Source organism: Natronococcus occultus SP4 (assembly GCF_000328685.1).
GTDB classification, from domain to species: domain Archaea; phylum Halobacteriota; class Halobacteria; order Halobacteriales; family Natrialbaceae; genus Natronococcus; species Natronococcus occultus.
In genome coordinates this window covers 691,748-715,239 of sequence record NC_019974.1, presented here as the reverse complement: position 1 = coordinate 715,239, position 23,492 = coordinate 691,748, and the positions used below count along the sequence as shown (strand labels likewise).

At 63.5% G+C, this 23,492-nt stretch carries 27 protein-coding genes and 1 pseudogene; 12 read left to right on the top strand and 16 right to left on the bottom strand.

Annotated elements, in window-relative coordinates; all coding sequences use genetic code 11:
* Positions 1-19: 19 nt before the first annotated feature.
* The 5 genes from NATOC_RS03605 to NATOC_RS03585 all read right to left on the bottom strand — a co-directional run bounded on the left by NATOC_RS03605 (position 20) and on the right by NATOC_RS03585 (position 4,847).
* Complete coding sequence (locus tag NATOC_RS03605; protein WP_015320058.1) at positions 20-781, bottom strand: ABC transporter ATP-binding protein; 762 nt, start codon at positions 779-781, stop codon at positions 20-22.
* A complete protein-coding gene (locus NATOC_RS03600) occupies positions 765-1,565 on the bottom strand; it encodes an ABC transporter ATP-binding protein (protein ID WP_015320057.1) in 801 nt (266 codons plus the stop codon). The genes NATOC_RS03605 and NATOC_RS03600 overlap by 17 nt, the downstream gene beginning before the upstream one ends.
* A gap of 1 nt (position 1,566) precedes the next feature.
* Positions 1,567-2,646, bottom strand: a complete 1,080-nt coding sequence (locus tag NATOC_RS03595; RefSeq protein ID WP_015320056.1) for a branched-chain amino acid ABC transporter permease — start codon at positions 2,644-2,646, stop codon at positions 1,567-1,569.
* The gene (locus NATOC_RS03590; RefSeq protein WP_015320055.1) at positions 2,647-3,516 is read right to left on the bottom strand and encodes a branched-chain amino acid ABC transporter permease; all 870 of its coding nucleotides are present in this window, start codon (positions 3,514-3,516) and stop codon (positions 2,647-2,649) included.
* Between the two features lie 86 nt (positions 3,517-3,602).
* Entirely contained in the window at positions 3,603-4,847 is a 1,245-nt protein-coding gene (locus NATOC_RS03585) for an ABC transporter substrate-binding protein (protein WP_015320054.1), read from the bottom strand.
* 156 nt (positions 4,848-5,003) lie between these two features.
* Here NATOC_RS03585 and NATOC_RS23025 point away from each other — a divergent pair.
* The 4 genes and pseudogenes from NATOC_RS23025 to NATOC_RS03565 form a co-directional block, all read left to right on the top strand.
* Positions 5,004-5,195, top strand: a pseudogene (locus tag NATOC_RS23025) (CoA transferase subunit A); the annotation flags it as partial.
* Positions 5,196-5,239: 44 nt separating this feature from the next.
* Positions 5,240-5,506 (top strand): hypothetical protein, encoded by a 267-nt coding sequence (locus NATOC_RS22655; protein ID WP_049888638.1) that lies wholly within the window; start codon positions 5,240-5,242, stop codon positions 5,504-5,506.
* 72 nt (positions 5,507-5,578) lie between these two features.
* A complete protein-coding gene (locus tag NATOC_RS03570; protein WP_015320053.1) occupies positions 5,579-7,237 on the top strand; it encodes an acyl-CoA synthetase in 1,659 nt (552 codons plus the stop codon).
* Between the two features lie 120 nt (positions 7,238-7,357).
* Entirely contained in the window at positions 7,358-7,969 is a 612-nt protein-coding gene (locus tag NATOC_RS03565) for a GNAT family N-acetyltransferase (protein ID WP_015320052.1), read from the top strand.
* A 312-nt stretch (positions 7,970-8,281) separates the two neighbouring features.
* On the opposite strand, the gene NATOC_RS03560 is transcribed toward NATOC_RS03565, so the two are convergent.
* On the bottom strand, positions 8,282-8,566 hold the full coding sequence (locus NATOC_RS03560; RefSeq protein WP_015320051.1) for a 2Fe-2S iron-sulfur cluster-binding protein: 285 nt from the start codon (positions 8,564-8,566) through the stop codon (positions 8,282-8,284).
* 3 nt (positions 8,567-8,569) lie between these two features.
* Positions 8,570-9,067: a GNAT family N-acetyltransferase gene (locus tag NATOC_RS03555; protein ID WP_015320050.1), complete on the bottom strand. Its 498-nt coding sequence runs from the start codon at positions 9,065-9,067 to the stop codon at positions 8,570-8,572.
* A gap of 309 nt (positions 9,068-9,376) precedes the next feature.
* Here NATOC_RS03555 and NATOC_RS03550 point away from each other — a divergent pair, with 309 nt between their 5' ends.
* From NATOC_RS03550 to NATOC_RS03525, 6 genes are all read left to right on the top strand, one after another.
* The gene (locus NATOC_RS03550; protein WP_015320049.1) at positions 9,377-10,297 is read left to right on the top strand and encodes a Phenylacetic acid catabolic protein; all 921 of its coding nucleotides are present in this window, start codon (positions 9,377-9,379) and stop codon (positions 10,295-10,297) included.
* Position 10,298: 1 nt separating this feature from the next.
* The gene (locus tag NATOC_RS03545) at positions 10,299-10,694 is read left to right on the top strand and encodes a metal-sulfur cluster assembly factor (RefSeq protein WP_015320048.1); all 396 of its coding nucleotides are present in this window, start codon (positions 10,299-10,301) and stop codon (positions 10,692-10,694) included.
* Positions 10,691-10,903 (top strand): phenylacetic acid degradation PaaB family protein, encoded by a 213-nt coding sequence (locus tag NATOC_RS03540; protein ID WP_015320047.1) that lies wholly within the window; start codon positions 10,691-10,693, stop codon positions 10,901-10,903. Before NATOC_RS03545 ends, NATOC_RS03540 begins: the two co-directional genes overlap by 4 nt.
* Positions 10,896-11,657 (top strand): Phenylacetic acid catabolic protein, encoded by a 762-nt coding sequence (locus tag NATOC_RS03535; protein ID WP_015320046.1) that lies wholly within the window; start codon positions 10,896-10,898, stop codon positions 11,655-11,657. Before NATOC_RS03540 ends, NATOC_RS03535 begins: the two co-directional genes overlap by 8 nt.
* 2 nt (positions 11,658-11,659) lie before the next feature.
* On the top strand, positions 11,660-11,836 hold the full coding sequence (locus NATOC_RS03530) for a PaaD-like zinc ribbon domain-containing protein (protein WP_245549677.1): 177 nt from the start codon (positions 11,660-11,662) through the stop codon (positions 11,834-11,836).
* Between the two features lie 117 nt (positions 11,837-11,953).
* Positions 11,954-12,793 (top strand): enoyl-CoA hydratase/isomerase family protein, encoded by an 840-nt coding sequence (locus NATOC_RS03525; RefSeq protein ID WP_015320044.1) that lies wholly within the window; start codon positions 11,954-11,956, stop codon positions 12,791-12,793.
* 137 nt (positions 12,794-12,930) lie between these two features.
* Here NATOC_RS03525 and NATOC_RS03520 read toward each other — a convergent pair whose 3' ends face one another.
* Genes NATOC_RS03520 through NATOC_RS03505 form a run of 4 tightly spaced genes read right to left on the bottom strand, consistent with a single transcriptional unit; the run spans position 12,931 to position 17,268 of the window.
* Entirely contained in the window at positions 12,931-13,887 is a 957-nt protein-coding gene (locus tag NATOC_RS03520) for an MBL fold metallo-hydrolase (protein ID WP_015320043.1), read from the bottom strand.
* Positions 13,884-15,290 (bottom strand): UbiD family decarboxylase, encoded by a 1,407-nt coding sequence (locus tag NATOC_RS03515; RefSeq protein ID WP_015320042.1) that lies wholly within the window; start codon positions 15,288-15,290, stop codon positions 13,884-13,886. The genes NATOC_RS03520 and NATOC_RS03515 overlap by 4 nt, the downstream gene beginning before the upstream one ends.
* Complete coding sequence (locus NATOC_RS03510) at positions 15,287-16,774, bottom strand: UbiD family decarboxylase (protein ID WP_015320041.1); 1,488 nt, start codon at positions 16,772-16,774, stop codon at positions 15,287-15,289. Before NATOC_RS03510 ends, NATOC_RS03515 begins: the two co-directional genes overlap by 4 nt.
* Positions 16,771-17,268: a hypothetical protein gene (locus NATOC_RS03505; RefSeq protein WP_015320040.1), complete on the bottom strand. Its 498-nt coding sequence runs from the start codon at positions 17,266-17,268 to the stop codon at positions 16,771-16,773. Before NATOC_RS03505 ends, NATOC_RS03510 begins: the two co-directional genes overlap by 4 nt.
* A gap of 252 nt (positions 17,269-17,520) precedes the next feature.
* Between NATOC_RS03505 and NATOC_RS03500 the strand changes: the two genes are divergently transcribed.
* Entirely contained in the window at positions 17,521-17,985 is a 465-nt protein-coding gene (locus NATOC_RS03500) for a MaoC/PaaZ C-terminal domain-containing protein (RefSeq protein ID WP_015320039.1), read from the top strand.
* A gap of 23 nt (positions 17,986-18,008) precedes the next feature.
* Here the strand turns inward: NATOC_RS03500 and NATOC_RS03495 are convergent, their stop codons facing one another.
* The 5 genes from NATOC_RS03495 to dapA all read right to left on the bottom strand — a co-directional run bounded on the left by NATOC_RS03495 (position 18,009) and on the right by dapA (position 22,238).
* Positions 18,009-18,419, bottom strand: coding sequence for a universal stress protein (locus tag NATOC_RS03495; RefSeq protein ID WP_015320038.1), 411 nt, complete (start codon positions 18,417-18,419; stop codon positions 18,009-18,011).
* A gap of 55 nt (positions 18,420-18,474) precedes the next feature.
* Positions 18,475-19,224 carry an enoyl-CoA hydratase/isomerase family protein gene (locus NATOC_RS03490; RefSeq protein WP_015320037.1) on the bottom strand — a complete coding sequence of 250 codons (750 nt, stop codon included), beginning with the start codon at positions 19,222-19,224 and terminating at the stop codon, positions 18,475-18,477.
* A 493-nt stretch (positions 19,225-19,717) separates the two neighbouring features.
* Entirely contained in the window at positions 19,718-20,554 is an 837-nt protein-coding gene (locus NATOC_RS03485) for a 2,3,4,5-tetrahydropyridine-2,6-dicarboxylate N-succinyltransferase (protein WP_015320036.1), read from the bottom strand.
* Complete coding sequence (gene dapB / locus NATOC_RS03480) at positions 20,551-21,318, bottom strand: 4-hydroxy-tetrahydrodipicolinate reductase (RefSeq protein ID WP_015320035.1); 768 nt, start codon at positions 21,316-21,318, stop codon at positions 20,551-20,553. The genes NATOC_RS03485 and dapB overlap by 4 nt, the downstream gene beginning before the upstream one ends.
* The gene (gene dapA, locus NATOC_RS03475; RefSeq protein ID WP_015320034.1) at positions 21,315-22,238 is read right to left on the bottom strand and encodes a 4-hydroxy-tetrahydrodipicolinate synthase; all 924 of its coding nucleotides are present in this window, start codon (positions 22,236-22,238) and stop codon (positions 21,315-21,317) included. Before dapA ends, dapB begins: the two co-directional genes overlap by 4 nt.
* A gap of 413 nt (positions 22,239-22,651) precedes the next feature.
* On the opposite strand from dapA, the gene NATOC_RS03470 reads away from it, so the two are divergent.
* Positions 22,652-23,476, top strand: a complete 825-nt coding sequence (locus NATOC_RS03470; protein WP_015320033.1) for a M48 family metallopeptidase — start codon at positions 22,652-22,654, stop codon at positions 23,474-23,476.
* The last annotated feature ends 16 nt before the right edge of the window (positions 23,477-23,492 follow it).

Genomic DNA, 23,492 nt, shown 5'->3' with positions numbered 1-23,492 from the left:
TGTGTGCGCCGACAAGTTATTATTTGACCCCCAGGTAACTTTCCATCGCCTCGCGATCCTCGAGTAGCTCCGTCGCTGGCGAGTCGTGAACGATCCGTCCGTTCTCGAGGACGTAGGCGTGGTCGGCGAGTTCGAGGGCCATCTCGGCGTTCTGTTCGACGAGGAGGATCGTCACGTCCGATTCCTCGTTGAGCTCTCGGATGATCTCGGCAACGTCGTCGACGATCTGTGGCGCGAGCCCCTCGCTGGGTTCGTCGAGCAGGAGGATATCGGTCTCCGGCCCGAGCAGAGCGCGAGCGATCGCCAGCATCTGTTGTTCACCGCCGCTCATCGTCCCCGACTTCTGGTCGCGTCGCTCGTCGAGGCGGGGGAACCGGTCGTAGATCTCTCCGAACTCGTCGGACTGGTCTCGATCGCCGGTGTTGGCCGCCAGCCGGAGGTTCTCCTCGACGGTGAGACCACCGAACACGCGGCGCTCCTCGGGCACCCACGAGATTCCGCGCTTGCGGATCTCGTACGGTTCGAGCCCCTGGATCGGATCACCGCTTTTCGTGATCGTGCCGTCGGCCGGAGCGGTAAGTCCCATGATGCTCCGTAGCGTCGTGGTCTTCCCTGCCCCGTTTCGGCCGACAAGCGCGACGATCTCGCCGCGATCGATCGACAGCGAGAGGTCGAACAGGATGTGGCTCTGTCCGTAGTAGGTGTTTATCGAGTCGACCGCGATCAGCTCCTCGGCGGCCGCCTGCTGGCCGGTGGCCGGCGTCTCACTCACGGCCACCACCTCCGAGGTACGCCTTCTGGACGCGCTCGTCGGCCTTGATCTCCTCCGGGCTGCCCCACGAGAGCAACTCGCCCTCGTTGAGCACCGCGATCTGGTCCGAGAGCTCCATCACGATGTCGGTGTCGTGTTCGATCAGGACCAGCGTGACGTCCTCGGCGATCGTCTCGATGAGATCGACCACCTCGTAGGTCTCCTCGGGGCTCATTCCGGCGGTCGGTTCGTCCATCAACAGCAGTTCCGGATCGGCCGCGAGCGCGATTCCGATCTCGAGGTGGCGCCGCTGACCGTACGAGAGGTTCGCCGCGGACCGGTGGGCGACGTCGGTCAGGTGAACGCGTTCGAGGACCTCCCGGGCGTCCTCGATCGGCTCCTCCAGCGAGGCGTGGTGTCTGGTGAAATCGCCCGGGCTGAACCCGGTGTAGTGGGCCTGTGTGGCGATCCGAACGTTCTCGAGCGCGCTGAGGTCGGCAAAGAAGTTCGTGATCTGGAACGAGCGGACGATCCCCCTGTCGACGATCGTGTGTGGGGCGAGTCCGCCGATCGACTCGTTCCGGAACTCGATACGTCCCTCGGTCGGCTCGTGCTTTCCGGTCAGGAGGTTGAACAGCGTCGTCTTGCCGGCGCCGTTCGGCCCGATGACCGAGGTGATCTCGTCGGCGGGGATCTCGATCGAGACGTCGTCGATCGCGGTCAGCGTGCCGAACTTCTTGGTGACGCCCTCGGTCCGGAGGATCGCGTCGTTTTCCGATACGTCGCTCGAAGTCGCGGTTACGGTTTCGCTCATATTATTTCCTCACCTTGTCGATGTAGTTGCGGATCGCACGTTTCGCGTTCGTCACGACGTTTTTTGGATCGTTCCGAACGGAGACGATCGCACCGGCCAGCCCCTGCGGTGCGAAGATCACCACGACGACGAAGATCCCGCCGAGGATGATCTCCCAGCTCGCGAAGCCGGCGAGTTGCTCCTCGAGGAAGATGACGAGGCCAGCGCCCAGCATCGGTCCCCAGAGCGTCCCGAGTCCGCCGAGCAGGAGCATGACGACGAGTTCGCCGCTGATCATCCAGTGAAGCAGTCCGGGGTGGGAAACGCTCTGGAACGGAACGTACAGTCCCCCGGCCAGCCCGGCGAACGCGCCGCTGAGCGCGAAGCCGAGCACCTTGTACCGCTGGACGTTGTACCCGAGGAACTGGATCCGCTCCTCGTTCTCGCGGATCCCCTGGAGGACGCGTCCGAACGGGGAGTTCGAGAGCCGGAGCAGGGCCACGAACGAGAGTGCGACCGTGGCCAGCGTCAGATAGAAGTACAGCAGCGTCGACGTGAAGTCGATCCCGAACGTCTCGTAGCGCTGAATCCCGAACAGGCCGTTATCGCCACCGGTGAACGACTCCAGTCCCAGGACGGTCGCTGGCAGATCGGTAAAGGCGATGACGTAGAACATCTGCGCGAACGCCAGCGTCAGCATCGCGAAGTAGATCCCGTGAGCCCGAACGCTGAACCAGCCGATGATACCGGCGACGACCGCGCCGACGACCATCGCGATCGGGAGCACGATCAACGCGTTCGCGGTAACGTCGGTGATGAGCATCGCCGCGGCGTAGCCGCCCGCGCCGAACATCGCCGCGTGGCCGAACGAGAGCAAACCAGCGTAGCCGAAGATGAAATCGAGGCTCAACGCCAGCAGCGCGAAGATCATCATCCGGACGAGCATGTTCAGCCAGAACGGCTCGTAAGCGTTCGCGATCGGGGCGAACAACGCGAGGACGACGATCGCGAGGACCACTGCGAGCCGTCCCTGTCCCGAGAGGAGTTCGTTTCCGGTCGGTGACGCCTGGCTCCGGTCGAAGAACTCGACTACGGATTTCATCTATGCTGCCTCCGTCGTGCCGAACAGTCCGCTCGGCTTTGCCATGAGTACGATTGCCATCATGATGAACAGGAACAGTTCAGTCAGCGTCGGCGCGATCAACGCCCCGTAGGCGGTGACGAGACCGATCAACAGCGCTGCGTAGACGGCGCCCCGGAAGCTGCCCAGGCCGCCGATGACGACGATGATGAACGCCTCGATGATGATACCAAAGCCCATCCCGGGATGTACCGACCGTGAGCCGCCGAGCAACACGCCCGCGATGCCGGCCAGGATCGCACCGAAGACGAACACGCCGGTAAACACCTTCGAGACGTCGATACCGAGCGCGCTGACCATCTCGGTGTCGTGAGCGCTCGCCTGCATCAGAATACCCAGGTCGCTTCGCTCGATCGCCAGCCAGACCAGCCCGATCAACGTCGTACTGACAGCGAGGACGAACAGCCAGTAGACAGGATAGTTGACCGGACCGACTGCGACCGTTCCCGAGAGCAGGTCGGGGATCGGGATCTGTCTCGACTGTGCCCCCCAGATCTGGATGATCGCCCCCTGGATCATGATCGCGATCCCGAACGTGAGCAGGATGTGGTACAGCGGATTCCGGTCGTACAGCGGACGCAACGAGAAGATCTCGATCGCTGCGCCGACCAGACCGACCATCAGGGGTGCAAGCACCAGTGCGAGCCAGAAGCTTCCGAACTGGCCCGCGATCACCGTCCCGAAGTACGCTCCGAGCATGTACAACGCGCCGTGAGCGAAGTTGATCACGTCGAGCATCCCGAAGATGAGCGTCAGCCCGGCAGCGATCAGGGCCAGCGTCATCCCGAGCTGGAGTCCGAGAAGCGTCGCACGGAGCACCGCCTCAACCATGGTACGAACCCCCCGCTTCGGATCGGTTTTCGGCTGTCGGTGCGAGTCGGAACGCCGTCGGAGTGAAACGGTCGAGCGACGACATGTTACCGGTGACTACACCCCCAGTCGGGCCCCTCGACGTCCTCGAGTGTTTCGACGACCTCGTTTTCGACTGCCTCGTCACCGTCGGCTTCGACGACCTCCCGGACGTACAGGTTCTGGACCGCCTCGTGGGTCTCGGGATCGAACTCGAACTCACCACGTGGGCTGTCGAACTCCATTTCGACGAGACTCTCGGCCATCTCGTCGGGATCGGTGCCACCGGTTTCTTCGACGGCGCCGGCGAACGCCTGTGCGGAGTCGTACCCCTGGCAGGCGTAGACGTTCGGCGTCTCGTCGTACAGTTCGACGTAGTTCTCGACGAACTCTCGGTTACGTTCGGTATCATGTGTGGTCGTGTAATGAAGCAGTGAGTACATTCCGAGCGCCGACTCACCCTGCGCTGGAAGCGTGTCGTTTGCGAGCATGAACCCGCTCCCGGTCTGTACCATCTCCTCGTCGAGGCCGAAGTCGCTGAAGGCGTTGACGTAGTTGACAGCGTCGTCCCCGGCGAAAAAGGAGTAGACGGCGTCGGCGCCGGACCCCTGAATGTCGCCGAGATACGGCGAGAAGTCGTCGGTGCCGAGCGGCGCACCCACCTCCTCGACGACCTCGCCGCCGAGTTCCTCGAACGCCTCCTTGAAGAACTCCTTCGAGTTCTGGCCGAACGCGTAGTCGGCGTACGCCAGGCAGACGTTGTCGGCGATCTCCTCGTAGACGAACTGCGCGAGGGGTGCGCTCGTCTGCCAGTCGTTGAACGACGTCCGAAAGTGGTACTTCGGACAGCCCTCGGCGGTCACCCGGTAGTCGCCCGCGTTCGCGTTGAACCAGAGCGCGCTCGATTCGGTCTGGATCGGCTGGATCATCGCCATCGCGACGGCACTCGAGACGGGACCGACGATGGCGTCGGCTCGGGCCTCGAGCAACAGCTCCCGAGTAACGTCGACGCCGCGGCTCGTCTCGGCCTCGGTATCCCGCCGGACGAACTCGACGTCCTCTCCGTTTATCTCCCCGCCCTGTTGCTCGACGAACAGCTCGAACCCGGCGACGATACTCTCGCCGAGCAGCGCGTACGTGCCGGTAAACGGGAGCGCGAACCCGATCGTTAGTTCGTCGTCGTGGCTGCTGAGACACCCTCCAAGTGCCGTCGTTGCCCCGACAGCGGCACCACTCGCGAGGAGCGAACGCCTCGAAATGGAACTCCTGCTGGTCGTATGACTGTGGGAGCTACCCACGTCTTTGCCAGACATATCCAATCAGTGCGCTCTGTCCCTATTTATAATTTATGTTGGCGACCCAATATCGACGGTACTGCGGAGACCGACAGCTGATCTCATATGCTGCTACTGAATAGTTACGGTGAACATCAGTACGTACAGAGAGTCTGAACGACCGATCCGTTCGACGGCGAGCGAATCGTTCTCGTACCCGCGATCGAACCGGACTTAGCAATCGTCCACGTCCAGCGCGCGAGTCCGGACGGGGACGCCCACTCCTGGGGAAACTCCGGGACCGTCGATCCCGCAGTCGGCGCGGCCGAGGACGTTCTGGTTATCGTCGAGGAGATCGTCGATCCTGCGGTCGCAAAGAGCGACCCCAGCCGCGTCGCGATCACTCGAAAGCAGGTGACAGGCGTCGTCGGGTGTCCGTTCGGCGCCCACCCATCACCGGTCGCTGGCCGAGCGCGCTCGTCACTTCGAAGGCGACGTTCGGTTTCGACGACGCCGGCGAACTCTACCCCCGGAGCGTCCATCCCGGCGTGGAAGTCGAGGACGTGTTCGACGACTTTCCCTGGGCGTTGCGAACCGCCGAGGACGTCGGCGCGGGCGTCGTCGTTACCGATCCCGCGCCGACGTCCGAGGAACTCGAACTGGTCCGAACGTTCGATCCGGACGGGTTCTGGACGTAGCTACTCCCCCGGAAATGTTTTTTCCTTAACAATCCCCGAGTGCACGAACCGATAACTATATGATTTAAAGCTATGATGGATTACTCGTACATGCAGCCGAACGTCCCAGAGGAGTATCTACCGGACGAATCGAACGCTCCGGATTACATCCATCCGACCCCGGAAGCCCATTACCCCCAGCGAATCAACGTCGCAGAGGAACTCGTCGACCGCCACGTTCAGGAGGGACGTGGCGACAACGTCGCGATCTACTTCGAGGATCGAACGTTCACTTACGAGCAGCTCCAGGAACAGGTCGATCGGATGGGGAACGCGCTCCGGGACCTCGGCGTTGAGGCCGGCGACCGGGTCGTCGTCCGGTTCCCGAACCGTCCGGAAGCGATCGTAACGTGTCTCGCCGTCCAGAAGATCGGCGGCGTCGCGCTCCCGTCGATGAAGCTGCTGCGGGCCAAGGAGCTCGATTACATCATCAACAACGCGGAGGCGACGACCGTCGTCGTCTACGACGATCTTCTCGAGGAAGTCGAGAACGCGCTGCCGGAGCTCGACACCGTCGAGGACGTCATCGTCGCCGAGCGCAACGGCGTCGACCACGACCACCACAGCTATGACGATCTCCTCGAGTCGGCCGACGACGAACTCGAAGCCTACGAAACCGAGCGCGAGGACCTGGCACTGATGCTGTACACGAGCGGGACGACCGGTCGCCCGAAGGGCGCAGTTCACAGCCACCGGAGCGTCCTCGCGACCGCGGACACGTACGCCCGGTACTGCATCGAGCCGACCGAGGAGGACGTCTTCGGCGGAAACCCGCCGCTCCCGTTCGCGTACGGCTACGGCGACCTGGTCACGTTCCCGCTTCGATTCGGCGCGAGTACGAGCCTCGTCGAGGACGCGAGCCCGGGCGATCTGCTCGAGGCTGTCGAGAACCACGGGATCTCAGTGCTGTGTTCGATTCCGACCGGCTTCAACCAAATCCTCTCGAACTACCCCGACGGTCCCGAGGAGTACGATGTCTCCTCGCTCCGGGTCGGTCTCAGCGCGGGCGAACCGCTCACGCCGACGACGTTCGAGAACTTCAAAGAGGAGTACGGGATCAACCTGCTCGACGGGATCGGGACGACGGAGATGCTCCACATCTTCATCAGCCACTGCCACGACGGGGATATCGACCCGAGCGCCACCGGCTTCCCCGTACCGGGCTACGAGTGCAAGATCATCGATCCCGATACCGGCGAGGAACTCGAGCGCGGCGAATCCGGCCTACTCGCGGTTCGTGGCCCGACCGGCGTCGAGTACTGGGATCGCCCCGAAAAACAGGTGGAGTCGACGACCGAGGATGGCTGGTCGATCCCTGGCGACATCTACGTCCAGCGCGAGGACGGCCGCCTCGAGTACAAGTCCCGGAGCGACGATCTCATTATCTCGAGCGGGTACAACATCCCCGGTCCGGAGGTCGAAGCGGTCATCGAGGAACACGAGGCCGTCTCGGAGGTCGCCGTCGTCGGAAGCCCCCACGAGGAACGCGGCGAGATCGTGAAGGCGTTTACCGTGCTATCGAACGGGACGACTCCCGACGACGAGCTCGTGACCGAGATCCAGAACCACGTCAAGAACACGCTCGCCCCGTACAAGTACCCCCGCGAGATCGAGTTCACGGAGTCGCTCCCGCGAACGGAAACCGGAAAGATCCGCCGAACCGAGCTTCGCGAGCAGGAACAGAGTAGCTGATCGAAGCCGTCCGCGATCGAACCCCGACTCACCGACGTTACTCCGACACGACCCCGCTTTTCGCCGCGTCGAAACATGTTCGGCGCAGTAGTTATGCTGTCTCCACTGGAACAGTTTCGTATGTCCTCAAGCGACAGCCAGGCGACCGGCGTCTGTACAGCGTGGGATAACTCCGAGTGTCGGGGGACGCCGTACTGTCCGCCGCGGTGTCCTCGGTTCGAGAGCAAGACCGGCGCTGCACTCCTCGTTCGATCCTACGAAGCGGGCGATTTCGATCCGCTCGTCCGAATGTACGACGAGTTCGATCAGTACAGCCGGAGTATGGGGTTGCCACCCAACGGCGTGTCGAAGATCGAAAGCTGGCTGGACCAGCTGACGTCGACGGGGTGGAACCTCGTCGCGTTCGACGGCGACCGGGCCATTGGTCACGTTGCGGTCGTCCCGTCCGAGTCGGTCGACCACAGGTGGAAGTTCTTGATCTACGTCCATCAGGAGTACCAGAACGAGGGGGTCGGCTCCGAGATGCTCAAGCAGCTCGTCGCCTACGCCGACGAGAAGGACGGCAACGAGCTGGCGCTGGAGGTCTCGACCGGGAACAAACGTGCGATCACGGTGTACAAGAACATCGGGTTCGAGGTGGTCGAGCGCGGACTCTCCGAACTGTCGATGAGCCTAGAATTGCAGTCCCCGCTCGCAGAACGGCTGCAGCGACCGCCCGCGGAACGCGACTGAGACGCGCCACTACGGCTTCCGCTCCCAAACGAGTGTATACGCACCACGTAATCGCCCTCCAGATACGGGGTGTGTATACGTCCCATTCACCTTTCTTGGCTCGGAGTTACCTGCCGTTCGGACTGTAGTTACATCTGTACTTTCGTAAACGGATTGCTTTACATAGGTACGGAGGTAAACCTTCTGTCGACCGACCGAGGGAGCGGTGCTCGAAGCGTATACTGTATACGTATACGCTACTCGAGAACGAGCGAGTCGCGTGGCTACAGGGGGACTCGAAAAAACACGTACTGAAATTCCGAAACTATCCGATCAGGGACTCTCGTCGGTGCGAATCCGGAGATCGGACCGGGGCTTTGCTACGCACGTCAGCGCGTATCCCTCCTCTTTCTCGCTATCGGAGAGGAACATGCCTTCCGTCTGTTCGACTACGCCGTCCTCGACGATCATCCCGCAGCAGACGCCACAGACCCCCATCCGACACTGGTACGGCGGCGTCAGGCCCGCTTCTTCCGCCGCCTCCAGGATCGGCTGGTTCTCCGGGATCTCGAGCGTGCGACCTTCGTCGACGAACTCGACTGTGTGGGTCTCTACCATGGGTCACCCGTTCGATTCGATCGACTTTTCGAAGACGTGTTCGACCGGTTCGAACTCGTTGGACTCGTAGAACCCAGCCGAGTCGTCGTCGCCCTGGATCACGTCGACGCGGTAGAAGTCGATCTCGCGATCGGACTCGTCGAACCACTCGTGGACGGCCTCCAGCAGCGCGATACCGACGCCCTCACCTCGGTGATCCTCTTTGACGAAGTGTCCGTTGATGTAGCCGTGATCCTGCAGGCGGAAGATCGGGTGGTTGCCCATGATCCGCGCCTCGAGGACGCCGACGAGTTCGCCGCTCTCCTCGGCTTCGGCGACGAACACCGTCCCGTACTTCGAGTCGATGAGTTGGTTTTCGAAGTACTGGAGCCACCGATCGTTGGCGCTTTCCTTGTGGCGGTACCGGTCGTCGTGCTCCGAGAGGTGGTCGGTAAATCCGTGCCACAGTTCCAGGAGGTCCTCGCCGTCCTCGCTGATCGCCTGTCGTACGTCGTACGTCATAGCTTACCATCTGGATCGGATTACTAAAAAAGGCACTGTTGTATCGGTCGGGTAGCTTATTTGTCGGGCTGTATAGGACACGATACTTCGTCGGAAACAACCGCAGTTGATCGAGGGGGGGTTCCAGTCGTCGGTCGGGGCGTATACGGTCACACCAAAATCCAGAGCGGTCCGCAGCGGCTTACTCCGGCGGCTACAGGCGAGGCCGCTTCGCGGAAACACCCGCAAAACCGCCGATAGATACACTGAGCGTATACAGAAAACAATTATAACCCTGGACGAGTAAGAGATAGATGGACGATTACCACCATGCCCTCAGAAAAGCAGTTCAAGCAAGAACTCCAGAACGGGCGGATGATCGAATCGACCGAAGAGATGACCGACGGCTACAAGAAGGCGCTCAAGCAGATCCTGCTGGTCTCGGGCGACACCGAGCTGATGAGCGCGCCGGCGTACTACGACCAGTCGCTCAACGCGCCGTCGCTGGACGCCCGCGCGTCGTGTATCAGCGTGATCCAGGACGAGCTCGGCCACGGCCACATCGCCTACCGCCTGCTCGAGGACCTCGGCGAGGACCGCGAGGAACTCATCTACGAGCGCGAGCCCCACGAGTTCCGCAACACGTACGGGTTCGACCAGCATATCGACAACTTCGCCGAACTCGTGACGGCCCACGGGATGTTCGACCGCGCAGGGATCGTGCTCCTGGGCGACATTCACGAGAACACCTCCTATGCGCCCTGGAAGCGCGCGCTGACGAAGGTCAGCAAGGAAGAGCAGTTCCACCTCCGCCACGGCGAGACGTGGATGCGCCGGCTCGCGAACAACAGCGAGAAGACCAAACAGCAGCTCCAGGGGGCGGTCGACTGGATGTTCCCGATCGGCGTCGAGTGGTTCGGGATGCCCGACGATAAGAAGAAACACGACGACCAGCTCGAGTACCGCATCAAGGGCAAGTCCAACGACGAGCTCCGTCAGGACTGGCTCTCGCGGACGATGCCGCTGATGAACGAGCTCGATCTGGACGTGCCCGCCCACTACGACGAGGACGCCGACGAGTACGTCCTCGAGTACGACTTCCCGGTCGCGTTCGACGCCGCGAACAAGGAGTGGCGGTTCGACGAACCGATCTCGTGGTCCGACACGATCGACCGCTGGCGCGACCGCGGACCGGCCAACGAGAAGTACGTCAACCTGATCCAGTCCGGCACCCTCGAGGTCGAGGTCTAACATGTCGAGCGCACAGCGAAACGGCGACGAACTGACCGACATCTCCCAGACCAGTGAGTTCGTCGAGGGACGGCGTGCCGATACGACGCCGTTCGAGCGGGAGCTGTGGGACGTCCTCGACGAGATTCCGGATCCCCACATTCCGGTGAGTCTGGTCGAGATGGCGATGATCTACGACGTCACGGAGAACGACGGCCACGTCACCGTCGAGATGTCGTTCCCCTGTATGGGCTGTCCGGCCTACGACATGATCCACAACGACGTTCGGAGCTGTCTCACCGTCGTCGACGGCGTCGACGAGGTCGACATCGACGTCGTCTGGGATCCCGTCTGGTCGAAGGACATGCTCACGGAATCGGTTCGCAAAAAGATCCGCGAAGCAGGAATCAGCCTATGAAGTACGAAGTGTTCGCACGAATCAACCAAGGTGACGAGATCAAACACATCGGCAACGTCACCGCAAAGAGTGATAAACTAGCAAAGATGTACGCGTACAACACGTTCGACGAGGAAGACTGGGACATGCTCGCGGTCGTCCGCGAGGACGACTACCTGCAAGTGAGCAACGACCCGAAGCCGACCGTCGGGGTGAGCACCAATGAGTGAGTGGCCCGAGCCCGCCGTCGACTACGTCCAGGCGATCACGGACACCAAGCTCGTCCTGGGACACCGGTACGCCCAGTGGGCGCTCTCGGGACCCTCGCTCGAGGACGACATCGGTGGCGCCAGTGCGGCCCAGGAGGAGATCGGCCACGTCCGACAGCTCGCGAGCAAGCTCGAGGCCCAGGGACGGGACCTCGAGTGGACCAAGGGCCAGCGCGACCCGGACGAGTTCGCCAACGCCGCCTGCCTCGATCGGATCGACGGCGACTGGACCGAGTACGTCGCCTCGATCGCCCCCGCCGACCGAGCCGCGTGGTACCTGCTCGACGCGATCGACCGGGACGACCTCGAGGGGCTGATCACGAAGATGGGCGAGGACGAGTACTTCCACCTGGAGTACCACGACGCTCGCCTCGAGACGCTGGCCGAGGAGGATCCCGGGACGGTGCAGGCGACGCTGGAACGGACGCTCCCGCAGGCGCTTGCGTTCATCGGGCCGGCGAGCTACGACGAGAGCGAGGATCCGCTGTACGAGGCCGGGTTCACGGATCGTCCGATCTCGGAGATCAGAACGGCGTTTATCGACCACTACCGCGAACTGTTCGCCGAGACGGACGTCTCACTCGAGGACGTCGACTGGGACGCACCAGCCGACGACTGGAACGAGACCCGGCGACGAACCGGGACGGACGCGATCACGGCGAACGACGTCAAACAGCTCCGCGGTGAGCGCAACGCGGAGTTTGCCCTGAGCTGATGATGACCGACCACGCTCCGGAGTCAGCGGTCCGGTGTCCGTTCTGTGAGTCGACCGATACGGAACGGGAATCGGCGTTCGGGAGCGAGATCTCGAAGACCCAGTACTACTGCAACGGCTGCAACACCGTGTTCGAGCGAATCAAGTACGACGGTGAAAATCCGGATACTGGGCGGTAGTTAGACCAAACGCTGCGGGTGAAAACACCCGATTAGAGTTTAGTATATCCAATATATCTCCTTATTAGTGGACATAATGAAAACATTCATATGTGGCGGGCGTGACTGGGACACTGTATGGAACTCAAAGCGTTCGACGAGTTGGATCTAGAGTACTTCACGACGGAGGTCAACGACCACATCGGTGAGCTGCGTCTCGACCGCCCGCCGGCAAACGCACACGACATCGAGGTCCTGCTGGACCTCCAGCGCGCGGTCGAAGCCGTCCGCTTCGACGAGGACGTCCGCGCCGTCATCTTCGGAAGCTCGAACGAGAAATTCTTCTCGACCGGATTCGACATCCAGGAGCTTCAGGAGAAATCGGGCCGTCAGGTCGGCTATGCGAGCCAGACGAGCAAGGAGATCATCATGAAGATGCGGACGACCGACACCATCTTCATCGCCGTCGTCAACGGCCACTGTATGGGTGGCGGCCTCGAGCTTGCGCTCGCCTGTGACTTCCGGTACATCGGCGACGACGAGAGCTACAACGTCGGCATGCCCGAGATCCACCTGGGTATGATCGCAGGAGAGGCCGGAACGCAGCTGCTCCCGCGCTACATCGACCGTTCGGAGGCGCTTCGCATGATGATCACGGGCGACACGCTCACGCCCCAGGAGGCGACCGGCCGTGGTATCTTCGACGAGATCCACCCGCCCGACGAGGTCGAGGAGAAAGCACAGGAGTTCGCCGCGGAGATCGTCGAAAAGCCAAGCGTCGCGGTCGGCAACAACAAGCTGGCCGTCAACGAGGGCCTCGAGATGCCGCTCTCGGACGCGCTTGCCCACGAGCGCGAACTGCAGAACCGCCTGCTCGGCTCCGACGTCGCCGAGGAGGGTGTCGACGCCTTCCTCAACGACCGCGAGCCCGACTTCCTGGGCGTCGAGCTCGGCGAGAAAGACCCCGGCAGCGAGTAAGGCACCTCTCGGACTGGGACACTCCCGTGGCGCGGCTCGGGACAGCCCATCAGTAGCTGTCCCAAGTGTCACTCCCATAGTTCATCCGTAGCGGTTTTTTCGCCGACGCACACACCGAAAGAGCGACGTTAGAAGTGTTACCGTCCGAGAGAAAGCTCGGCTGGATACGAATCGACAGCGGGTCGGTATCGCGTTCGGCCGCGATCGTCCGTCCACCGCTCGACGATCCGCAACTCGGCGAGCCGGGCCAGATGTGCGGCCGCCTCGCCCGCGCCGAACTTCGCGTGAACGCCTGCCATCTCTCCGAACAGGTGGCGCGCGACCGTCCACGGTGTCACCGCCGTCTCGTCCGCCGCGGCGATGGCTTCGAACGAGGACGCCGCCCGATCACGGTGGTGGCGCCGCACGTCCGCGATGCTCTCGTCGATCGACATCGTCGTTCCGTGACCCGGCTCCCCCTCCTCGTGGGTCGCGACGCGCTCGAGCGAGGAGAGGTACGCGCCGAGGGGATCGTCGAGCCGCGTGTCGCTCCCGCCGACGTTCGGCGTGTACGTGGGCAACAGCAGATCGCCAAGAAGGATCGTCCCGTCGATCCGAACTGAAGCGTGTCCCTTCGTGTGGCCCGGCGTGTGGACGAACTCGACGCCAGCGACGACATCACCGTCGTCGTGTCGGTTCACCGGCGCCGCGTCGGGAAGCGGGGACGGTTCGTCGCGATCGATCACCGACTCGCGAACCGACTTCGGAACGCCCCACCGCTCCAGGGTTCGTTCGTCCCGACGGAGCCGGCTGGCTCGCGCGTCAGCGTAGTCGCCGATCAACGGTGCGTCCTCGCGGTGGACGTGGATCGCCGCCCCGGCCCGGTCCGCGAGCCGATGGGCCAGCCCGGCGTGGTCGATGTGCCAGTGCGTGACGAAAACGTGTTCGAGATCCTCGATCGCCGTGTGGGCGCCGATTCCATCCCGGAGATCGGCCCACGCTCGCTCGGAGGGTGGACCGGGGTCGACGAGGACGCCCCGATCTGGCAGGAGGTACGCGCTGTTCGTTCCTTCAGGGGTTCCGCCGCCGACCGGAACGCGAACGATTGCTGTCATCGGTCGTTTGATTCGACGAGTTCGTCGAGCCCTAACTCTTCCCATCGCTCCTCGAGAGCCTCCTTGACGTTCTCCGAGAACGACGTCTCGAAGGTGACCTGGGGGGCGATATACTCCTCGTCCCAGTGGGGGTCCCACGTCGCGTTAATATAGAGCCTGGAACCGGTCTCGCCGTCCTGTCGGTACCGTGGCGCGGTCGCGCTCGGTGCGTTCGGCTCGCTGAAGATCCAGTCGTTTCCGGGGTGGGCCTTCACCCACATGTCGTCGATCGATCTCGCGAGGTTCGTCGGATCGGCGTTCTCGTCCAGAACGAGCACCTTGTCGAACAGCTTCGAGAACGAAAACAGCGTGTTCGCGAGCTGCCACTCGAACCCCGCATAGAGGATCTCGCTCGAGACGATACAGAGCCCGAGGCGCGACTCGACGGGAAGTCGGATCCACTCGACGGGTGAGACGCCCCAGTAGCTGTTGACTCGCCGGAACAGCTGTGCAGCCTCGACGAGACTCACGAGATGGAGGTCGTCAGTCAGCGGTTCTCCGAGGGGCGTGAACGCGACGACCGGCTCCTCGCGGGTCGCGATCCGATCGACGCTCATGTCGATCACCGCCGTCTCACAGGACCGTTCCCACGCCGCTTTCGGTCCGCTCGGCTCGGGAGCCGTCCGATCGACTGTCATCCCACCGTCGATTCGAACGTCCGCACTCGACGGGACGGTTCGCGAGTCGACGGTCGCCATCGAGACGTCGCCGATGCCCGCAGTCAGGCCGGGAACGTCGGGAGTGATTCGATCCTGTGTCCACCCCTGAAGCGCCGCCACGAGCGGGACGGCCCCGACACCGAGAACGACGCTCGCGTCGGCCTGCGGTCCGAGCCAGTCGGCCGCTACCTGGGGAACCACCAGGCGAAGCGTCGCGTTGCGCAGCGCGACTCCCCGAATCGGCACCCAGGTCGTGACGCCGTCCCGCGTCGCTGCCAGTACCCCGAGGGAAACCAGCGGGCTGCCGTCATCGCTCGTCGGGAGCCCCAGCCCGTAGAGGTCGACGTTCTCGAGAGGCGTCGCATCCGGCTCTCCGTCGGGCGAGCCCTCGGTCGGGGCGGTGGTTCGGCTGGCCAGCCGTTCGACCACCGTCTCGTACGAACAGTCCGGATCGAACCCAAGCGCCTGCGCGGTTCGCTGCCAGGGGTGTCGATCGAGGCTCGTGAACTGATCGGGACCGCCGAAGACGCCGCTCGCGAGTCGTACCTCGCCGGGTGTGTCCTCGAACAGCGTCGCCGGACAGTTGTGTCGCGTCGCTTCGGCGGCGACCGACGCAGCCGTCGCGTCCCAGTGGACCCGTTCGGCAACCGGGACCAGGTCGTCGGTCTCCCGGAGCCTCTCGAGTTGCTGCCGGAGCGTCGTCATCGTCCTCCCTCCCCGGGATCGACGAACGGGAGCTTCTCCGGGTCAACCCCCGCGGATTCGAGGATCTCCTGGGCGCGGTACTCTATCTCGACGTCGTCGTCTCGCGTCCCGTCGCCGTCGCTGGTCGCGTCGATGTAGGCTTTCGCGGTCTTGGCTTTCGAGGTTCCCGTCTGGACGTCTCCCTTCTCTGTCGGCGTCTGGTAGATGTTCAGCGGCACCTTCGGCATCGTTTCGACCCCGAACTGGTGGAAGTCCTCGTCCGGATCCGCGTGTAACGCAAGCGCCTCGAGTACCTGGCGCTGATCGAGCGGATCGACGTCGGCGTCGACGAAGATGAAAAAGTCGACGTGAAGCATTCCCCAGGTCGTAAAGATGAAATTCGCGAGTTCATGGAGGTAGCCGTCGTCGTTCGACGGCGTCGCAATCGTGTACACCGTTCGTGGCGTCGACTTCCAGGGCGCACAGCACTCGACGTCGAACCCGGCGGTGCGAAGACCAAGCGTCGCGTCCGGACCGACACAGCCGACTTCCATGGAGCTGGTGGTGTTCTCGGTGTAACCGACGCCGGTTCCTTCGACACAAAATGGAATAATGGGATCCTGCTGGTGGGTGATTCCCGTCACTCGCAGGAGCGGCATCGATCGCCGTGGCCCGTGGACGTAGCCGAAGTAGTCGCCGAACGGTCCCTCGTCGCGGCGCTCGTTCGGAACGATCTCTCCCTCGATGACGAGTTCGGCCGTCGCCGGCACCCGAAGATCGTTCGTTTCACACTCGACGAGTTCGATCGGCTCCCCTTTCAGCCCGCCCGCGAACTCGGCCTCGTTTCGTCCGGTCGGGATCCACATGACGGAGGTGTACTGTACCGCGGGCTCGACGCCGATGGCGATCGCGACTGGCATCGGCTCGTCGTGCTGTTCGTACTTGTAGTAGTAGAGGTTCGGCGTCTGCTCGCCGGCGAGCAACAGTACGCTCGCGGTCTCACCGTCGTGAATCATCGACCGGTGGTACGACCAGTCGACCCACTCGGAGTCGAGATCGGGTGCGATCAGCGTATGGAGATTCGAGTAGCGTCCACCGTCGCCCGCGTGGATGTACGGCCAGGGAAAGTCCAGTAGATCCACGTCGTCTCCGGTCTCGACGACGTCCTTGCACGGTGCGTCCTCGGTCCCGACAGTCGTCGGCGGCTTCGGGTCGTTCAACCGTTCGATCACCATCTCGTAGTACTCCTCGTAGGAGAGATCCGACGGGAGCCCCAGCCCGAGCGCGATTCGGTCCCACGGCCGTCGCTGGCTACCCCGGTACGGATCCCCGACGAGTCGGGCGCCGTCGACGTCCTCGAACAGCGGGATCCGGCTGTCCTCCGTGTTCGCGAGCATCGTAACGGCGCTGGCCTCGAGGTTCCAGGAGACGGGTTCGGAGATCCGGTGGAGATCCTTCCTCGTCTCCAGCGTCTGGAGGTACTGCCGGAGGCTACCCGCAGTCATTTGTAATCGTACAGCTCGTCGGCCAACTCGCTCCGCTCCGATTGAACCTTGAGGTCGATGTACTCCTCGACGAGATCGGCGTAGTTATCCGAGAGATACTCCAGCATGATCGTCCGGCTCGCCTCGGATACCGACTCGAACTCGTCCGTTTCGGTAAGATATCGAAGCAGCGTCTTGACCTCTTTCGAACGGGTGTTGATGACCGTTGACTTGTCCTCCATCGAGGCCATCGTCGCCTCGAGTAGCTCCCTATCGATTCCGTCGTCCGGATCGGTCTCGAGGACGTCGATGTACCACTCCTCCTCGGTGTTCTCGTGTGGCCCCTTGACGACGGTCAACCGGTCGGGATCGCTCAGTTCGTCCGGATCCCGACCGACGCGAGCCCGGATATTGAAGATCTCCTTGGTCCGCTCGTCGCTGACCTGGAGCTGGATCTCCTCCCCCTCCGGCTTCTCCGGCAAGTTGCTCTCGGACGTCATGTATTTCCCTGTCATACTTGCTATCAGTAAGTAGGGGGCTCTATCACAAAAACTCTATTCAACTTTCTCGAGTGGAGTCTCGGTCCTCACGGAGCAACGCAACGGGTGGTGCGAGTGAGTAGCGGTAATAGATCGTGTCGCTTCGCCACATACGTGGTTTCTGCGGGATAAGGCGGCTACCGATCCGAAGCACTGTTCGAATCGGCCGATCTCGACGCTCCTGGCCTAATAGTAACACACATCAGTTTCGGCGTGGTGGAAGGCGATATGTGTGACAGCGACGCGAATGTCGTCTATCTCGAGGACGTTCCGGTCGACGAGACGATCGAGTGCGGATCAGTTACGGTTACGGAAGAGGAGATCACCGACTTCGGGGAACAGTTCGATCCGCTGGCGATCCACACGGATCCGTCCGCGGCCGCTGAAAGCCGGTACGAAGGGCTCATCGCGAGCGGCTATCACACGCTCTCGCTTTCGGTGCGGCTACTCGTCGAGGAAGTGCGACAGGATCGGGCGGTCGTCGCGGGACTCGGGATCGACGACGTCCGGTGGCACGAACCCGTTCGACCGGGGGATACCCTCTCGGTAGCGACCACGATCACTGAGACGCGGGTCTCCGAAAGCAACCCCGAGACGGGTGTCGTTCGTGAGTCGATTACTGTCACGAACCAGGACGGCGTCGAGGTGTTGACACTCGAGAACCACGAACTGCTCGAGCGTCGCCCGAGCTAACAGTTTTCGCCGGCTCCAGACGGCTACGTCTCGAACTCGGTTTCGAGGTCGCCCGCGACGAGTACCGGACACTCGGCGTTGAGGATCACGTCCTGGGTGACGCTGCCGAACAGGGCCTTCCCCGTCGGTGATCGTTTCCGTCCGGCGACACAGATCAGTTCGACGGCCTCGTCCTTGGCGTGCTCGAGGACTTCCGCAGCGGGATCCCCGCTCCGTTCGGCGAAGGTCGTCTCGAGACCCGCCTCCTCCAGCCGGTCTCGTGCGAGTCGCGCGGTCTTGAGCTGGTTGACGGACGCACCCGAGGGGTTCTCCGAGAAGACGTGCAGGATCGTCACGGTGAGCGCTTCGCCGGAGAAGGGTAGTCCGGCGATCGTCTCGATCTGGCGTTCGACGTGTGACTCGTCGTCGTCGATGGCGAGCAGTACGGTTGGCATACCGAGACATACTCACGGAACGCCAAATAGCTAGGTGATCGAGCGACGTGTCGTCTCAGCGTCGTTCCAGAAACGCCCGCACGCCGTCCTCGTGTTCCGGCGTTCCGTACGCCAGCGACTGGGTGAGTAGCTCGTGATCCAGCGCCTCCTGCCAGTAGCGGCCCATGTTCTCGTGGATCGCCCGCTTGGTGAGCCCGAGCGTCGCGGTCGGGCGCTCCCGGAGCGTCTCGAGGAGGTCGGCGACCGCGTCGTCGAGCTCCTCGTCCGGAACGGCCTCGTTGACGAGCCCCAGCTCCGCGGCCTCCTCGGCGGAGACGAACTCGGCGGTCAGTGCCAGTCGCTTGGCGTCCCGGAGCCCGATCAGTTGCGGAAGCAGGAAGGTCCCGCCGGTGTCAGGAACGAGCCCGACGCGGACGAACGCACAGCTAAACGCGGCCGATTCCGCGGCGTAGGCGAAGTCGCTAACCGCAGTGACCGCCAGTCCGGCGCCGACGGCGTCACCGTTTACCTTCGCGACGACCGGAACGGGCGAGGTGAGCGCGGTCTCGACGACCCGTCCCAGCGTCTCGGTCGTCCGCTCGTAGGACTCCTTGGGCGTCTCCTCGCGTTCGTCCATCGCCTCGAGGTCGCCTCCGGCGCTGAACGCCTCGCCCTCGCCGGTGAGCACTATCGCGTCGTACTCGTCCTCGTCGACGTCCTCGATGGCCGCCGCCAGCTCGCTGGCTTCGTCGGCCGTAAACGAGTTCAGCTGTTCGGGCCGATCGAAGGTGATCGTTCGCACTCCGTCCTCGTCGTCGATGCGCATACGCTGGCGACAGCGTCGAGTACAATAACGATTCTCATGTTCGCTCCGGCGGCTGCGCTCGTCAGGAGACGGGCTACGATACGCAGGTCCGAACGCATATCGGATCGAATATCATTTGGACCTTATATCGGATTCCGTATATCTCCGACCTCGTCCCGAAACGTGACTCGTTAGTATCGACCAGATCCAGTGTATCGAGCGAATAAAGGTATGCGAGCCGAAGATAGCGGCTAACCAGGTAGTGGCCACAGCTGGCGATCGGTAACAGAAGGACGGACGCTCAATCTCAGAAGTAGCCCCAGATGCCGCTAAAACAGTGAATAAACCGACTATGGCTCAGCAACTTCCCATTCGATGCCGAACCCCTTGGCCGACACTTTATCGAACTACCCTCGGTATAATTAGATATATATTCTCCTGTTACTTCTCGAAAGAACGAGCGAAACCGGTGTCTGTCGGATGAAAAGATCGGGAACGGAACGGCGGTCGGATCTTACTCCCGCAGTGCGTCCTCGCGCTCGGTGGCCTCGAGGGTCTCGGTCTCGAGGTCGGTGGCGACGACGGCGGGCTTGTAGGCGCCGCCCTCGAAGAGGTCGTGGTCGCTGACCGAGGACTCAACGAACCGCGTGAAGGCGCGCCGGTTCGCGGGCAGTTCGCCGTAGACGACCTCCTCCTCGACGAGGTCGTAGACGGGGATCCGCGGCGTCAGAAGGGTGTTCTCGCCGACGACGCTGTTCTCGCCGACGACGAACCCGGAGGTCACCCGGCAGCCGGCACCGAGCGAAACGTTGTCTTCGACAACGACGGGCGCCGACTCGACGGGCTCGAGGACGCCCCCGATCAGCGTGTTCGCGCCGAGCTTGACGTCCGCGCCGATCTGAGCGCAGGAGCCGACCGTGTCACAGGAGTCGACGAGGGTGCCGTCGCCGACGTAGGCGCCGACGTTGACGAAGCTCGGGCTCATCATGATACAGTCCGACCCGAGGTAGGCGCCCCGTCGGATCGTCGTCCCGTCGGGCGTGTTCCGGGTCCCGCGCTCGCCGAGGTCGTCGGTCTCGCGCAGCGGGAGGACGTCGTAGTGATCGACGCCGCCGTACTCGTAGGCCTCGTTCTCGCGCAGGCCGAAGTTCAGCAGGATCCCCTGCTTGACCCACTCGTTTGCCTCCCACTCGCCGCCCGACTTCTCGGCGGCGCGGACCTCGCCGTCCTCGAGGGCCTCGAGAAAGGCCTCCAGGGTCGCGTGTTCGTCCTCGCCGGCCGACGCCGCGTCGACCTCGCCGTTTTGCTTGCGATCCCACAGCTCGCCGATCTCGCTTTCGAGCGTGCTCATTCGTCGATCACGTCCGCAAAGTCGTAGTTCCCCGCCTTCCGTCCTGCGATCCAGACCGCGGCGTCGACCGCGCCGGCCGCGAACACGCCTCGGTCCTCGGCGCGGTGGGTGAGCCGGACCTCCTCGTCGTTGCCCGCGAGGACGACCTCGTGTTCGCCCGTAATACTGCCAGCACGAAGCGCGTGGACGCCGATCTCGCCGTCCTCGCGGGGGGCCTCGCCCTCGCGGCCGTGCGCACGCCCGGCGAAGTCGCCGTTTGCCTCGATCTCGTCGAGCAGTCTGTTCGCGGTGCCGCTGGGTGCGTCGCGTTTCCCGTTGTGGTGGGTCTCGACGAGTTCGACGTCGTACCCCGGGAGGTTCCGGACCGCCTGGCCGACGACGTTGACCAGCGCCTGGACCCCGCGGGCGAAGTTCGGCGCGTGGAGGATCGGAACCTCGTCGCCGGCGTCCTCGAGCGCCGCGAGCCCGCCGTCGTCGAACCCGGTCGTGCCCGTGACGAAGGCGACGCCGGTCTCGGCGCAGGCCCGGGCGTAGTCCGCAGCCGACTCGGGCCCGGTGAAGTCGATCACGGCGTCGGGCTCGCGCTCGGAGAGCAGCGCGTCGAACCGGTCGGCGGGTTCGAGTTCGACGCCGTCGACGCGCTCGTCGTCGGGGTCGCGGTTGACCGCGAACGCGACCTCGCAGTCCTCGCGACCGGCGACAGCCGCGACGACCTCCCGTCCCATCCGTCCCGTCGCTCCGGTGACGCCGATCCCGACCGTCATGGACTGGCCTCTGCGTCTGCGACCGCCGTCGGTTCGTCCTCGAGGTCGGCGAGGACGTCCTCGAGAACGTCACGGTTCTCCGCCGAGAGGCGGGTCATCGGCGAGCGCATACGGGCGGGGCCGTAGCCGCGGATCTCCATGGCTTCCTTGACCGGGATCGGGTTCGTCTCGATGAACAGCGTCCGGAACAGCGGGCCGAGCTCGTGGTGGAGCTGGCGGGCCCGGTCGTAGTCGCCCTCGAGAGCGGCCCCGACCATCGCACACGTTCGTTCGGGCTCGATGTTCGCCGAGACGCTGATCGTGCCGGTGCCGCCGACCGAGATCGTCGGCAGCGTCAGCGCGTCGTCACCCGAAAGGACAGCGAACTCCTCGTCGGTCGTCCGTTCGGCGATCTCGCCGATCTGGCCCAGGTCGCCGCTGGCGGCCTTGTAGCCCGCGATGTTCTCGTGGCTCGCCAGTTCGACGGCCGTGTCTGGCTCGATGTTCTGGCCCGTCCGCGAGGGGACGTTGTAGACGATCTGGGGGAGGTCGACGGCGTCGGCGATCCTCTCGTAGTGTTCGACGAAGCCGCGCTGCTCGGGCTTGTTGTAGTACGGCGAGATCAACAGCAGGCCGTCGGCGCCGGCGTCGGCCGAGCGCTCGGAGAGCTCCAGGGCCTCGCGGGTGTTGTTCGAGCCCGAGCCCGCGATGACGGGAACGTCGTCGACGGCGTCGATCACCGCCTCGACGACCTCGACGTGTTCGTCGTGGGTCAGCGTCGCCGATTCGCCCGTCGAGCCGACGGGAACGAGCCCGTCGACGCCCGCCTCCTCGAGCCGTTGGGCGTCCGTGCGGAGGGTTTCGAAGTCGATCTGTTCGTCCTCGTCGAAGGGCGTACACATGGCCGGGAAGACGCCCGAAAGGTCGATGGTGTCTGTCATGGTGGATTGCGTAGTGGTCGGTCGTTCGTCGAACGATCCCGCGAAGCCGGTCCGCGCCCGAACCGCGCCCGAGACGAGGTCGCTACGCTCGCCACGAGCACACCGTTCAGACGCGTTTTTTCGAGAAAGGAACCGCGCTCGCTCCGCTCACGGAAACCGAGTCGGTGACGCGAGCGGTGCGTGGCATACGCGGAACAGCGACGGGGACGGACTTATGAATTTCGCTCTCTCTCGTATTTGTGGACGCCCGGGGCTCTCCGGTATCGCTGACCAGAGCCGTCCTCGTCGGCATCGAAGCGGCTCTCGACACGTTCGGCGACCGCTTCCCGCGACGGAGCGAACGCTCGATCACCCTGCGCCGTCTGTCGAATTATCCCGCGAAATTTATACATCGTGACTCCCTAACGACGCCTATGACAGACTTCGGACTGAAAGTACGAATGTTCGTCGTCGGCTCGCTGCTGGCGGCGCTGTACCTGTTCGTGGGGGCTGTCGGCCTCGCGTTCCTGGGGATGGGCGCCTGGCCGATCGTCCTGGCGTTGCTGATCACGTTCCCGTTCATCCAGTACAAGCTCGGGACCTGGATGGCTACCCGCGGCGCCGAGGAGATGCCCGAGGAGGGACAGTACGCCGATATCCACCGCATGACCGAGTCGTTGAGCCGTGATATGGGAATCAAAAAGCCCAAGCTGATGGTCCAGCAGATGGGCGTCCCGAACGCCTTCGCAACCGGTCGCAAGGGTAACGGCGTCGTCGTCGTCAGCGAGGAGCTCATCCGGATGCTCGACCGCGACGAACTCGAGGGCGTCGTCGCCCACGAACTGGCCCACATCAAGAACCGCGACGTCCTGATGATGACCGTCGGCAGCTCCATCGGGATGATGGTCGGCTACGCCGTCTACTTCGTCTACGTCTTCGGTGGCGAGGACAACCCCGGCGGTTTCATCGTCGGCTGGATCCTCTCGATGGTCGCCCAGATGCTCGTAACGATCCTCGTGATGGCCATCTCGCGGTACCGCGAGTACGTCGCCGACGACGACGCTCGCCAGTATATCGGCAGCGGCGACCCGCTCGCGCGAGCCCTCGAGAAGATCTCGAAGGGCGCCGAGAACCGCGAGTCGACCATCGACGAGGGCCAGGCCGCGCTCTGTATCTTCAACTCCGAGCGCGGACTGCTCGAGACGGTGTTCGCGACCCACCCGCCGACCGAGAAGCGCATCGAGAAGCTGCGTAGCTAACGTCCGTCGACTCGTT